Origin of the sequence: Hoyosella altamirensis (assembly GCF_014191505.1) — a bacterium.
Taxonomy (GTDB): domain Bacteria; phylum Actinomycetota; class Actinomycetes; order Mycobacteriales; family Mycobacteriaceae; genus Hoyosella; species Hoyosella altamirensis.
This window is the reverse complement of record NZ_JACHWS010000002.1, coordinates 1,059,524-1,072,997: the sequence shown is the minus strand read 5'-3', so window position 1 is coordinate 1,072,997 and position 13,474 is coordinate 1,059,524. Positions and strand designations below refer to the sequence as shown.

Genomic DNA, 13,474 nt, shown 5'->3' with positions numbered 1-13,474 from the left:
TTTACTCCACGTGAGCTGGTGTTCATTAGTCAAGCACCGCAATGCCCGGTGCACGGAGGAGGGTACCCAGATGGTAGAAAGTCATACGCCCGGTTATATGAGATTTAGTTGCGAATCGTTGTAACAGCTCACGTGGCACAGGTAACATCAAAGACGGTTGAGCACACAGCCGCTGCGGGATGCGTGAAGTCACGGTATACCTAGCCTGGTGCTCGTATATTGCTAGGTCCGATTTCGCGCTCCCATCCACTCACTAGATGGGAGGACACTTCAGCGATGAGGTCATACTCAACACGTATCCACGCGACGGCAGTGGCGGACGCGCATGTCTCAGCCGAACGCACCTTCAGCGGGGCAGTCATTATCCGGATCTCAGGCGAGATCGACGCGACGAACGCGCTCGACGTCTGGAGTTCCCTGGCGCCCCACCTGGAGACCGGTGGACCCCGGATCTTCGACCTCACTGGCATCACTTTCCTCGGAGTGAGCGGCGCTGAGGTGCTGCTGCGCGCGGGTGACAGGCTCATGGAGCACGGCACGAGATTCGCGACGGTCGGAAGTCGCGCGGTTCGCCACCTGCTTTGCGCCGCGGAACTCGACGAGAAGCTCAACGTTATGCGTGGCGTCAGTGACGCCGTGCACAAGCTTTCACACGACCCGACGGTTCAGGTCCTCGAGCAGACCTCATAATTGTTCGCATCACCCCGCTCCCGGCTTGTCGGCGGCGGTGCGTCCCTTCCTGCTCACAAGGAGTTCCGATGACGGAATCGCAGACTCGCCCGGATCTTGCTGCCCTGCTTGCCGACGCTGCAATGTCAATGGGCGGCGAACCGAACCATGACGCTACGCTCGAGGCGATCGTCAGAGAAGCGCAGAAGAGTATCCCCGGGACTGACGAGGCCGGCCTATCCCTCCTCTCGAACGGTCGGATCACAACTGCGGCTCCGTCGTCAGACTTCGTTGAGCACATAGACCAGTTCCAGTACCAGTTTGGCGAGGGCCCCTGCCTCGACGCGATTCTGGAAGCTGATACCTTCCGCACCAACAACATGGCTGCCGAATCGCGCTGGCCGCGCTTCTCGCCAGCGGCGGTACGGGAGGGTGTGCAGTCGATGCTGGCGTTTCGCCTGCACTCGGACGGACAGATTCTTGGTGCTCTGAACCTCTACTCGCGCCACCGAGATGCCTTCGACGATGAGGCCATCTATACCGGGCAGCCCTTCGCCGCACACGCCTCGATCGCACTCTCCCACTCACGAGAAAAAGTCCAGCTACTCGAAGCGCTCGACAACCGGGACGTGATCGGTATGGCCAAGGGAATTCTCATGGAGCGGTTCAAGATTGACGACGAGCGAGCGTTCTCGTTGCTGGTGACTCTCTCCCAGCGCAGCCAGGAGAAACTGCGCACTGTGGCATCCAACGTCGTCGCTGAAGCCCGGTCCGCCGTCACGTAACCTTCGTCAAATTCGCCCGAAAGGTATGAAGTTCGCCGGAAGCGGTTACCTTCATGAGTGCGTCCTGCTGTTCTCCCCTGGGCTCACTTGGAGGTAAACATGACTGCTTCACGCCGTATCCGCACCGCCTTTGTTGCCGCAACTGCGGCAGCTGCGCTTGTTCTCAGCGGTTGTGGTGATGACACCGATGTAGAAGACACAATCGGAGACTTCACCGAGGAAGTCGGTGACGTCTTCCGGACTGGTGGCGACACCACGTGCCGCGAGTTCTCGGAACAGGACCCTGATGAACAGCGCTCAACGGTGGAAGATTTCTTGGCCGAAGAAGAGGAAGGCGAACCGACCGACGCACAGATCGAGGGAGCATCCCTCGCGGTAATGGCCCTTTGTGCTATTGAAGGCAATGACGAAACACCAATCCGAGACGCTGACCTCCAGCCCTAGCTCATAGGAGAACCTGTGAACACTCGCTTCATCCAGAAATCACTCGCTGGCGCTGCGATCGTTGCACTCGCCGCGGTGCTACCGGCTTGCGGTGCGGACGACAACGGCAGTGATGCGGAGGAAACCACTACCAATGCGGTTGGCGGTGCCGTGGATGCGATCGTTGACCTTGCTTTCGTCTCGGCACTGCGTAACCAGTATCCCGATGTTGCCGCGGACATGACTGACGACGAAATCCTCTCTGCGGCCGAAGATGTCTGCGACGACGTGCGCGACGGCGACGATCGGGACGATCTCATCGACTCGGTGCGTGACTCGTTCGAATCAGGCGACGCCGAGATCGACGACGCCCGTGCGGATCAGATCCTGAACTTGCTTCAGTCGACAGGCTGCTAGCAAACCACAGCACAGGCGCGCCGACTCACGCGGAAAATCGCCACGACAGATGATTTTTCGCCCGGTGCGACACAAACTGTCGTAACCTGACGCTACTTTCGCAAGGAAGGAGCGCCTGTGCTGTACAGCAAGCTGCAGCATCTGCTGCGCCATGCTCCTCCGCCAGAAAGTCGCACCTCCAACAATTGCGCTGGCCAATGGTATGGCGTCGTTCGGACGTTCACCTCTGATCAGGTGACAGACACCGCAGTACGGACGGTGTCACGCGCGGTCGCCGCCGTCAGTGACGGCACATTCGTCACTCTCAGCCATTTTGCACGGGAGAATCCGCGCGGCAACGGCCGTGATCTTTCGTCCTTGGGCCTAGCGGGAGTGGACGCCTTCGAGTACCTCTACAAGCTTGTCGAAGGCCGTCCGCGCACTCTCCGCGTTTACCTGCATCAGGAACCTCTGCGCGACCTGTTCCTCCCTGCAGTGGCAGCTTTTCCCCAGTCCGAGATCGTCGTGGAAGCGGATGACCCGGTACTCGCCCGGCTGAATCAAATCGCGGGGCACTGGGTCGACGGCGAAGTGCATCGGTGTCAAGCCCAGTGCGCGGGCGTCGCCCGGTCCGAGCCACGACGAAATGTGGTCGCTACCGATGCGTCGCTGCGCGCACGACATAAGGGCGCTGGCATCGCATGCGTGAGTACCGACGGTGTCGCACAGTCCAGGTTCCGCCCGAATATTGGTCGCGTGGATGTTGCGGAGCTCTTGGCGGTCGAGCTCGCTCTGGACACTTTCCCCGCTGATGAGCCGCTCCATATTCTGATGGACAGCCAAACCGCACTCGGATATGTGAAAAGTGGCTCGTACCTGCACGACCATACTGTGATCGAAGTGCTCGCACGTGTTGATATCAAGCGGTCCGGGCGGGTCGTGACGTTCGATTGGGTGCGCGGGCACAACGGGCACCCGCTCAATGAAGCAGCGCATAGGCTTGCTGTGGCTGCGCGACGCTGTCACACCAGTCACGTCAGCGCCGATGCGCGCAGGCGCATCATCTCGGGCATTTTGTCGGATCTTGGCTGACGTCCTGAAACCTGCATACGCGTACTGGAATTCGGGTTAGCCTCAAGTTGTCACGAAGGATCTCAGGAAGGAATTCGCGTGCCTACAACCAAAACCATCACCCGTTCCGCATTCGCGATCAGTGCAGCCGCAGCAGCAGCTATTGCTGTCCCAGCAATAGCAGGGGCAGCACCTTTCGACAATCAGCCGACAGTCGTGCTGTGCGAGAGCGGCATAGCTGGCGTGCAATCGGTCGTCAACTCCGATAACGACGCCGTGCCAGCCGAGCACGTCTTCTATGTCATCAACGAACAGGGCGGCGACGGCGCCAACGTCGGCTGGCTGAACATCGACTCATTCCAGTTTGGGACGCAGCCGATGGTGCCCACTGAGTTCCTCGCCGACGACGTCTTTGTGCCCCTCGCCCTCGCAGAAACCGGGCCAGGGATGGTCATCTCCGCGGTCTACGGAATCTACGAGAACGCGGCAGGCGAGACGTGCGGCGTCATCCCTGGTTTCACCACTGACCAGGTGCCCTGACAGTAACAACAGCGACCCCATCCTCTTCGGACCCGGAGACGATTTCGCCCCTCGCCCGCCTGGTGCCTGCATCAGGACGAGGGGCGATTTCGTTTTCCGCACGCAAAGTCGCAAAGTCACACACGACTCTTGCATGTATGTATACATCTACGTATAGTCATCTCATGCCCAATAAGACCATCTATGTCGCCGACGACGATCTGCCGCTCTTTCAGCGCGCTCAAGAACTGGTCGGCGGAAACCTCTCCGGAGCGGTCGTGGCAGCCCTGCGCCGATACATCGAACTCGAGGAAGGACGACAAGAAGGATTCGAAGAAGTGGTCCTCAAAGTCGGCCACAACGGCGTCCGCCAGGTGCGGTTCTCCGGCACGCTGCTTGGCGAGTGGCGCGATCTCAATGAGCACCGCATCGAGCACATCCGGGTGTATCGCGGCCGGAAGGGGAAGTTTGCGATGCATGCCCAGCACTCCAACTGGGCCGAGTACCCGACTGACATCAACTGGCTGAAAGACCTGAAGAACTGGCGCCGCATGCTCAGCGTCGGCGATCAAGACTGGGGCGACTTCACGCTGACAATCACAGACTCGATCGAAGAACTCCGCGAACACCTGTCAGCCAAGTTCTACGAGCGAGTCGCTAGCGTTGCCGACCTGCCACATATCGAGGACCTCGACATCTAACAAGGTCTGCCCCACAACCGAATAATCACACTCCAGCACACTTTGGCCACAACCGGGGCCACAGCTGGCTAAATCCATGCATTTATGCGCATCACTTTATGAAAGGCGACCATGACTGCGACGACTCGCAGACCGGCGATCTCGGTAACCGGTCTCCACAAATCATTCGGCGAACACATCGTGCTCGACGGCATCGACCTCACGATCGGCGAAGGCACGATCTTCTCGCTGCTCGGCCCCAACGGAGCGGGCAAGACCACAACCGTGCAAATCCTCTCCACACTGATCCAAGCGGACAGCGGTGTCATTCAGATCGATGGCCACGACCTCGCCAGCGAACGCCACTCCGTCCGGTCGGCGATCGGCGTGACGGGCCAGTTCTCAGCAGTAGACGAGCTCCTTACGGGCCGAGAAAACCTGATTCTGATGGGCGATCTGCACCACCTTCCGAGACGGGAAAGCCGGCGCCTCGCCGACGAACTGCTGGAGCGATTCAGCCTCACCGAGGCCGGGAACCGCGTGGCCAGCTCCTACTCAGGAGGCATGACCAGGCGGCTCGATCTCGCAATGACACTGGTGGGAGATCCCCGGATCATATTCCTCGATGAGCCCACAACCGGCCTGGATCCGCGCAGCCGCCGCACGATGTGGGAGATCATCCGCGAACTCGTCGCGACCGGAGTCACCATCTTCCTCACCACCCAGTACCTTGAGGAAGCGGACCAGCTGGCTGATCGCATCGCGGTGCTTGACCAGGGGAAGATCGTCGCAGAGGGCACACCAGCCGAGCTCAAACGGCTCGTGCCAGGTGGACATATCCGGCTGCAATTCACGGACCGTGCCGGACTCGAAGCTGCCGCCAGTCTCCTGAGCACCGGCGCCAGGGACGAAGAGAAGTTATCCCTCGCTGTTCCGAGCGACGGCGGAGTCCGATCATTGCGCTCGGTGCTCGACCAACTCGACGCTGCACGCATCGAGCCGGAGGGCCTGTCCGTTCACACACCCGACCTCGACGACGTCTTCCTGTCCCTCACGGGCCACACCACGACAACTAAGGAATCCGCACGATGAGCACACTGACGTATCCACTAGCTGACTCGGCGACCATGCTGCGCCGCAACCTGGTTCACGCCAAACGGTATCCGAGCATGACGTTCAGCCTCATCGTCATGCCAATTATTCTCCTCCTGGTCTTCAACTATGTTTTCGGCGGTGCGCTCGGTATCGCAGTCGGAGGCAGTGACAGCGCGTACATTGACTACCTCACGCCCGGCATGATGCTGCTGATACCCGCTTATGTCACGGTAGGAGTGGCAGTCTCCATCGCCACTGACGCGACGAAGGGGATCGTCAACCGGTTCCGCACGATGGCGATCACACAGTCATCGATACTCGCGGGCCACGTCATCGGGACACTGATACAGGCACTCCTCGGAGTTGCCGCGATGGTCGGTGTCGCGTTGCTCATTGGTTTCCGCCCTACCGCTACCGCCGTGGAATGGGCCGCCGCATTCGGACTGATCGCCCTGTTGGTTATCGCCCTGACCTGGCTGGCCGTCGCGATGGGATTGCTTGCCGCCAATCCCGAAAGTGCCAGCAACATGCCGTTTCCGCTAGTGATGCTGCCGTTCCTCGGCAGCGGCCTAGTGCCGACTGAGACGATGCCGGCCGGTATGCGGCACTTCGCCGAGCACCAGCCGTTTACGCCACTCACTGAGACGCTGCGTGGTCTGCTAATGGGCACGGAAATCGGCAGCAGTGGGCCAATTGCATTAGCTTGGTGCCTCGGAATCGGAGTCGTGGGGTATTTCTGGTCGATGGCGATCTTCCGGCGCAAGACGCGGTAGCTCGCTGAGTATGCCCATTCCCATTGGATCAGGCCGCGGTTAGTATCAGTGTCTAGCTGATTGGCATAGTTAATTTTGGAGATTTGGGTGATGAGTGACCTGTCACAGTTCTTGAAGGACCACATCCCGCACGGCTGGGGAGTCCGGAAGCTCTCGGAAATGGCTGAAGCCCATGGACTGCCACTTTCGATCGCTACCATTTCGCTTTATCTCAGCTCAAAGCACGGGAAGCCCACTCACCGCACTCTCCGGGCGTTCTCACGTCTGCTGGGGATCCCGCTGAAGCAGTTGCACAAGGCAGCCCACCTTCCGCCGCCACACGATGATTACCTCTGGACTCCGCCGAGGGAAGCGTGGCAGTTGACCAAGCAGCAAGGGGAAGCCGTCAGCACCTTCATCAGAGCGATTGCGGAACATCCCAGCGGCACACTGCCCGCCGATGTCACTGGTACCCGCCGAGCACTTCCCGTCCGGCCCGACTATCTCGTGATCAAGGAGATACTGGGGCAGTAACGTCCCAGTATCTCCTGACCGGTGGCCAGGCCTGTCACCGCTTATGTGTTGCGTACCAGTCGAGCAGGTCCGGAGAATCGATCGCGCTGCGATCGACGGCTTTTGCCGGGTCCGCACCCTGAAGGATTTTTTTCAGCGGGACTTCCAGCTTCTTGCCGGTGCGGGTGTGCGGAATGCCTGGCGCGGCGATGACTTCGTCGGGAACGTGTCGCGGTGAAAGCTCGTCGCGGATCACCGTCCGGATCTTCGAAACGAGAGCCTCGGTCAGCTCTACCCCGTCGGCCAGCTCAACGAACAGCGGCATCCAGTATCCGCCGTCAGGTAGCTCGATACCGAGCACTAGCGCTTCGGTTACCTCCTCAACCTGTTCCACAGCCTGGTAAATGTCCGCGCTGCCCATCCGGATTCCGTGCCGGTTCAGCGTCGAATCGCTACGCCCATGCATTTCGATCGATCCACGCTCGGTGATGGTGATCCAGTCGCCATGGCGCCATACTCCAGGAAAGTCCGAGAAGTAAGCGTCCCGGTACTTCTCCCCCGAAGGGTCATTCCAGAATGACACCGGCATCGATGGCATCGGCTGGGTAATCACCAGCTCACCCACATCGCCTCGCACCGGCTTGCCTGCACCGTCGAACGCATCAAGCGCCACGCCCAGGCAGGGCCTGCTAATCTCCCCTGCCCACACAGGCACTGTCCGGACCGGGCCGACAAACGCCGACACCACATCCGTACCACCACTGATCGAACAGATCTGTTTCTGCGCGCCCACATTCTCGGCCAGCCACTGAGCCGACGACGCCGGCAGCGTCGCACCCGTGATGCCCACCGATCGCAGCACCGACAGGTCGTAGGAATCTCGCGGCACGACGCCCGCCTTGCTACACGCAAGCACGTACCCCGGACTCGTCCCCAAGAATGTCACCGCGTTGTCGGCGGCCAGCTTCCACAATCCATCCGCTCCAGGATGAGCTGGGCTGCCGTCATACGTGACGATGACCGAACCCACCATCAAGCCCGCAACAAGAAAGTTCCACATCATCCAACTCGGGGACGTGAACCAGAAGAACCTATCGTCTGGACCTAGATCGAGGTGAAGTGAAAGATGCTTCGCATGTTCGAGCACCACGCCACCATGGCCGTGCACGATGCCTTTTGGTAAACCTGTTGTGCCCGAAGAGAACACCACCCATAGTGGGTGATCAAACTCCACCGGTTCCGCCGCGAGTTCCGCAGGACTGCTCGTCACCGCATCCCAGGCTTCCATACCCTCTGGAACGTCGAGGCCGAGCCGCTGGACAAGAATCGTCATACTCACTGACGGCAGCGCGTCCGCGACCTCGGCGACTGCTTCACGTTTGTCATGGGCCTTGCCGCCGTAACGGTAACCGTCCGCCGCGATCAGCACTTTCGGCTCCAGTTGCCCCAGCCGCGTCACCGCCGCTGGCGGCGAGTAGTCCTGACCGCACCCGGCCCACACCGCGCCAATGGATGCAGTCGCGAGTAGACCCACAATCGCTTCGGGGATATTCGGCAGATACCCCACTACGCGATCGCCGCGGCCAACGCCCGCGTCGCGCAGGGACTGCGCCAATGACGCCACCTCGAACCGCAGTCGCTGCCAGGTCACTTCCCGTGTGGGCTCATCCTCAGCGAGATCAAGCATCGCGACCTGATCACCCCGGCCGGCGCGCAGCACCACATCGGCATAGTTCAGTCGCGCTTCCGGAAACCACCGGGCGCCGGGCATCCGGTCGTCGGTCAACGCCGGGCCGCGGCGCTCACCCGCACCGAAGTAGTCCCACACGACCTCCCAGAACCGCCCCACATCTGCCACCGACCAGGACCACAAGGCGTCATAGTCACCGGACGGCGCCCCAAACCGCCCAGCGAACCGCGTGAATTCAGTGACCTGCGCGAACTCGATGTCCTCGGGCGCGGGCGTCCACAGTTCTTGTGACTCAGATGTGCTCACTTCGGCCCCTCCTGCCGTGCTGCTTCCGCGCGTGCAACGACTGCTTCCGCGTGCCGCAGCACCGGCGCGTCCACCATTCGCCCTTCGAACGCGAATACGCCGCGTTCACCATCCGCCTGGGTGAGCACGCGGCGCGCCCAGCCGACTTCTTCTGGCGCGGGAGCGAACGCCTCTCGAACCACGGCGACCTGCGATGGGTGGATCGCCACTTTCGCGTCGAAACCGGTTGCCGCAGCGTCAATCGCTTCGTCACGAAGTCCGTCGATATCGCGGATGTCGATGTACACGGCATCGAGAGCTAAGCGGTCGAACGCCGTGGCCGCAAGGAGGACTGAGGAGCGCACGTGGCGGGCCACATCGCGGTAGGTCCCGTCCCTGCGGCGGCTGGATTGCCCACCCATACCCGCAATGAGGTCCTCCGCACCCCACATCAAACCGCGCAAGTTCGGGGTCTGCGCAATATCGGCAACGCGCACCGCACCGAGTGGAGTCTCGATCAATCCGAAGACCTCATAGTCGAAGAGGTCACGGAGCTGTGCTGGCGCTTCACATTTCGCGAGCATAATGGCGTGATATCCCGTCTTGGCGAGAGTTTCACAATCGAGCGCATGGTCTTCGGTGTCGTGCGGATTGATGCGCACCACAGTTCGCTCCGGATCGAGCTGTGTGTCGATCAAAGCCTCGCGCGCGGCAGGCTTGTCCGCGGGCGCGACGCCGTCCTCGAGATCAAGAATGACAATGTCAGCAGCTTTAGCGGCCTTAGCGAATCGCTCAGGCCTGTCAGCCGGACAAAACAACCAGGCCGGGCCGTACTTCAATGACGTCATCGCGCCTCCTCACCGTATGGGACACCACGTCCGGTCGCGAATGGGGGATAACAGTGCCCGAGCACCAGCATCAGCCATGAGGTGCCATCCGCACCAGGGTTTTGCGCACCGCCTTGGCAATGTCATCTCCGTGCTGGTTGCGCCCTGTGTGTTCGAACGTGATGACGCCTTCGCCGGGACGGCTGTTCGAGGCGCGCTTATCCAGAATCAGCGTTTCGGCATACAGGGTGTCGCCGTGGAACACTGGCTTCGGAAAGCTGATGTCCGAGAATCCAAGATTCGCGACGATGGTGCCCTGGGTGAGCTGGGCTACGGAAAGGCCCACCAGCGTCGAGAGCGTGAACATCGAGTTCACCAGTCGCTGCTCGAACGGCTTCTGCGTTTCGCTCCAGGCTGCGTCCAGGTGAAGGGCCTGAGTGTTCATCGTGAGGGTGGTGAAGAGCACGTTGTCAGCTTCGGTGATCGTCCGGCCGGGACGGTGCTCATAAATCGCACCAACCTCGAACTCCTCGAACCATAAGCCCCGCTGGACGATCCGGCGGCTTCCTTGCTGACTCATAGTCCAAGCTCCCTCGCGATGAGCATCAGCTGAACCTCAGTCGTACCCTCGCCGATCTCGAGAATCTTGCTGTCGCGGTAGTGCCTCGCCACCAGGTACTCGTTCATATACCCGTAGCCACCGAACACCTGAGTAGCGTCCCGCGCGTTGTCCATTGCAGCCTCACTGGACACCATCTTCGCGATCGCGGCAGCCTTTTTGAATGACTTGCCCGAGAGCATCAGAGCGGCCGCATCGTAATAGGCGGCGCGAGAAGCAGCAGCCCGGGCTTCCATTCGCGCGATCTTGAAGGCTATTGCCTGGTTCTGCCCGATCGGCTTGCCGAACGCGCTGCGTTCCTTCGCGTACCGGACACATTCATCGACGCAACCCTGCGCGACGCCCGTGCCGAGCGCAGCGATCGCGATACGTCCCTCGTCAAGGATCCGGAGGAAGTTCGCGTACCCACGGCCACGCTCACCAAGCAAGTTATCTTCGGGGACGCGCACGTCATCGAAGGAAAGCGGATGGGTATCTGACGCGTGCCAGCCCACCTTCGAGTACGCGGGCTGGGCGGTGAAACCAGGAGTATCGGCAGGAACGATGATCGTCGAGATTTCCTTTTTGCCAGCCGCATTCGTACCGGTCACTGCCGTGACGGTGATAAGCCGAGTGATATCGGTACCGGAGTTAGTGATGAATTGCTTGCTGCCGTTGATCACCCACTCCCCGCTGTCGAGCTTCGCGGTTGTCTTCGTGCCGCCCGCGTCGCTGCCCGCGCCAGGCTCGGTGAGCCCAAAAGCGCCGAGCGCCTTACCGCTGGCAAGGAGCGGTAGCCATTCCTGCTTCTGCTCCTCGGTTCCGAACCGGTAAATCGGCATCGCACCGAGGGAGACCCCTGCTTCGAGCGTGATGGCGACCGACTGATCAACCTTCCCGAGTTCCTCGAGGGCGAGGCACAGCGCAAAGTAGTCGCCGCCCATTCCCCCGTACTCCTCGGGGAACGGCAGACCGAACAGCCCCATGTCAGCCATACCCGACACGATTTCGTAGGGGAATGTCTTCTTTTCGTCATGCTCGGCAGCGACCGGCGCGACGACCGTCTTTGCGAAATCAGCGACCGAACGGCGAAGCTGCTCATACTCGTCTGGCAGCTGTGCGGTGGAAAGAAAGCTGGTCATGTGGTGCATGCTCCTTATTCGGACGGCGTCGCGGACGCGGTGACTCGGGCAAGTAGCTGATCGACGCTCACCTGGTCACCAGGCGAGGAATGTATGACGACGGTGCCGTCCACGGGCGAGGTCAGCGTGTGTTCCATCTTCATTGCTTCGACGACGACAACGGGTGTGCCGGCTGCGACATCGTCGCCAGAAGCGACGTGGATCGCGATCACGGTGCCCGGCATGGGGCTGAGGATCTCGGCGTCACCCCGATGCGCTTCGTGCTGGCGAACGCTCGCTTCGCGAACAACCTGAAGCGACCAGGCGCCTTCGCCGTTGGCGAACCACAAATGGTGGTGGTCCTCGGCAACGCGGAGCCGGTGTCTGCGTCCAGCGGCGGTGAGAAGCAGGGTGCTATCTTCCATTTCAGCGGAGATAGCGATGGGGTCGGACTCTCCGATGACCGCCATGCCCAGCTCCGGAGTCCCTGTAAGTTTGACAATGTCAGTGCGGTCACCTGCGGTGAGCCGCACCCGATAGGGCACGGGCTCGCCAACGCGCCACCCAGTGGGAACATCCCAGATGCTGTTGGGCGCTTCCGGCCAGTGGCGAAGCCAGCGGGATACGGCTGCCGCGATGAAAGCGAGGTCCGGTGCTGGCTCCGCGACGTAGTCCGGGAGTCGACGGTCGAGGAGTGCAGTATCGAGCCGTCCCGCTTTGACATCTTCATCCGCGAGCAAAAACCGAAGGAACTCGATGTTGGTGCCCACGCCAAGAACCGCAGTCGACGCGAGTGCCCGGTCAAGCCGGTGCAGAGCAGTCGCACGGTCTGCCGCGTGCGCGATCACTTTGGAGAGCATCGGGTCGTAATCGCTGCCCACGACTGTGCCCACACGGAGGCCTGAATCGACGCGTACCGAAGAGGGTTCGTTAAGACCCAGCACTGTGCCGCCAGTCGGAAGGAAACCCCGCCCTGGGTCCTCCGCGTAGACGCGGGCCTCGATCGCATGGCCGCTGAGGGTGACATCTTCTTGTGCGAAGCCGAGATTTTCGCCCGCCGCGATGCGCACCTGCCACTCGACCAGGTCAACGCCTGTGACCAGTTCCGTGACAGGATGCTCAACCTGCAGCCGGGTGTTCATTTCCATGAAGAAGAACTCGTCCGGCTTGTCCGCCGAAACAATGAACTCAACCGTGCCCGCGCCGGTGTAATCGACACTGCGTGCGGTATTGCACGCAGCCTCGCCGATCTTCGCGCGCGTTTCCTCGTCAAGCAGAGGCGAAGGCGCCTCTTCAATGACTTTCTGGTGGCGGCGCTGCAATGAGCACTCGCGCTCGCCGAGGTGCACGATGGTGCCGTGTGTGTCAGCGAGGACCTGAACCTCGATGTGCCGAGGGCGTGTGACGAACCGCTCGAGGAAAAGCGTGTCGTCCCCGAACGCAGACCCTGCTTCGCGCCGCGCCGAACGAAGCGCTTCCGGCAGGTCTTTGGGATCTTCGACGCGCCGCATCCCCTTGCCACCCCCACCTGCAGAGGGTTTGACGAGGACCGGGTAACCAACCTCGTCGGCCGCTGCGATGAGTTCATCGTCCGTCAGGCCTGGCTTGGCGATGCCGGGAACCACCGGCACACCAAACTCGATCACAGCGTTCTTTGCCGTGATCTTGTCGCCCATGACTTCGATAGCACGCGCAGACGGCCCCAGGAATGCGATCTCGTTTTCGGCGCACGCGGCAGCGAATGCAGTGTTCTCTGACAGGAAACCGTAGCCAGGGTGGATCGCCTGTGCCCCAGTTTCTTTCGCCGCAGCGATGATCTTGTCGACACTGAGGTAGCTCTGACGAGCAGGCGCCGGCCCGATATGCACCGCGGTGTCGGCTTCACGAACATGACGCGCATCGCGGTCTGCGTCGCTGTACACGGCGACCGAACGGATGCCGAGCGCACGCAAGGTCCGCATAACGCGCACTGCGATCTCGCCGCGGTTGGCAACGAGGATGGTGCTGAAGAGAGCTGATTCGCCCATGCCACACTCCGAACTGAGTTAAC

At 61.1% G+C, this 13,474-nt stretch carries 15 protein-coding genes; 10 read left to right on the top strand and 5 right to left on the bottom strand.

Going from position 1 to position 13,474, the window contains the following annotated elements; all coding sequences use genetic code 11:
• The first annotated feature begins 276 nt into the window (after positions 1-276).
• From FHU29_RS13855 to FHU29_RS13810, 10 genes are all read left to right on the top strand, one after another.
• Positions 277-690, top strand: coding sequence for an STAS domain-containing protein (locus FHU29_RS13855; RefSeq protein ID WP_083962084.1), 414 nt, complete (start codon positions 277-279; stop codon positions 688-690).
• A gap of 68 nt (positions 691-758) precedes the next feature.
• Positions 759-1,454: a GAF and ANTAR domain-containing protein gene (locus tag FHU29_RS13850; protein WP_064438557.1), complete on the top strand. Its 696-nt coding sequence runs from the start codon at positions 759-761 to the stop codon at positions 1,452-1,454.
• Positions 1,455-1,553: 99 nt separating this feature from the next.
• Positions 1,554-1,898 carry a hypothetical protein gene (locus FHU29_RS13845; RefSeq protein WP_064438558.1) on the top strand — a complete coding sequence of 115 codons (345 nt, stop codon included), beginning with the start codon at positions 1,554-1,556 and terminating at the stop codon, positions 1,896-1,898.
• 15 nt (positions 1,899-1,913) lie between these two features.
• The gene (locus tag FHU29_RS23715; protein ID WP_064438559.1) at positions 1,914-2,294 is read left to right on the top strand and encodes a DUF732 domain-containing protein; all 381 of its coding nucleotides are present in this window, start codon (positions 1,914-1,916) and stop codon (positions 2,292-2,294) included.
• A 117-nt stretch (positions 2,295-2,411) separates the two neighbouring features.
• Entirely contained in the window at positions 2,412-3,365 is a 954-nt protein-coding gene (locus FHU29_RS13835) for an RNase H family protein (protein ID WP_064438560.1), read from the top strand.
• A gap of 78 nt (positions 3,366-3,443) precedes the next feature.
• Positions 3,444-3,884 carry a hypothetical protein gene (locus FHU29_RS13830; RefSeq protein WP_083962085.1) on the top strand — a complete coding sequence of 147 codons (441 nt, stop codon included), beginning with the start codon at positions 3,444-3,446 and terminating at the stop codon, positions 3,882-3,884.
• Between the two features lie 164 nt (positions 3,885-4,048).
• The gene (locus FHU29_RS13825) at positions 4,049-4,564 is read left to right on the top strand and encodes an EXLDI protein (RefSeq protein WP_064438561.1); all 516 of its coding nucleotides are present in this window, start codon (positions 4,049-4,051) and stop codon (positions 4,562-4,564) included.
• Between the two features lie 111 nt (positions 4,565-4,675).
• On the top strand, positions 4,676-5,635 hold the full coding sequence (locus FHU29_RS13820) for an ATP-binding cassette domain-containing protein (RefSeq protein ID WP_064438562.1): 960 nt from the start codon (positions 4,676-4,678) through the stop codon (positions 5,633-5,635).
• On the top strand, positions 5,632-6,411 hold the full coding sequence (locus FHU29_RS13815; protein WP_064438563.1) for an ABC transporter permease: 780 nt from the start codon (positions 5,632-5,634) through the stop codon (positions 6,409-6,411). Before FHU29_RS13820 ends, FHU29_RS13815 begins: the two co-directional genes overlap by 4 nt.
• Positions 6,412-6,501: 90 nt before the next feature.
• Entirely contained in the window at positions 6,502-6,924 is a 423-nt protein-coding gene (locus tag FHU29_RS13810; protein WP_064438564.1) for a helix-turn-helix transcriptional regulator, read from the top strand.
• Positions 6,925-6,958: 34 nt separating this feature from the next.
• Here FHU29_RS13810 and FHU29_RS13805 read toward each other — a convergent pair whose 3' ends face one another.
• The 5 genes from FHU29_RS13805 to FHU29_RS13785 form a co-directional block, all read right to left on the bottom strand.
• Positions 6,959-8,899, bottom strand: a complete 1,941-nt coding sequence (locus FHU29_RS13805) for an acetoacetate--CoA ligase (RefSeq protein WP_064438565.1) — start codon at positions 8,897-8,899, stop codon at positions 6,959-6,961.
• Positions 8,896-9,726, bottom strand: a complete 831-nt coding sequence (locus FHU29_RS13800) for an HpcH/HpaI aldolase/citrate lyase family protein (protein WP_064438566.1) — start codon at positions 9,724-9,726, stop codon at positions 8,896-8,898. The genes FHU29_RS13805 and FHU29_RS13800 overlap by 4 nt, the downstream gene beginning before the upstream one ends.
• Positions 9,727-9,796: 70 nt before the next feature.
• Positions 9,797-10,285 carry a MaoC family dehydratase gene (locus tag FHU29_RS13795; protein ID WP_064438567.1) on the bottom strand — a complete coding sequence of 163 codons (489 nt, stop codon included), beginning with the start codon at positions 10,283-10,285 and terminating at the stop codon, positions 9,797-9,799.
• On the bottom strand, positions 10,282-11,445 hold the full coding sequence (locus FHU29_RS13790) for an acyl-CoA dehydrogenase family protein (RefSeq protein WP_064438568.1): 1,164 nt from the start codon (positions 11,443-11,445) through the stop codon (positions 10,282-10,284). Before FHU29_RS13790 ends, FHU29_RS13795 begins: the two co-directional genes overlap by 4 nt.
• 14 nt (positions 11,446-11,459) lie before the next feature.
• A complete protein-coding gene (locus FHU29_RS13785; protein ID WP_064438569.1) occupies positions 11,460-13,451 on the bottom strand; it encodes an acetyl/propionyl/methylcrotonyl-CoA carboxylase subunit alpha in 1,992 nt (663 codons plus the stop codon).
• Between the last annotated feature and the right edge of the window lie 23 nt (positions 13,452-13,474).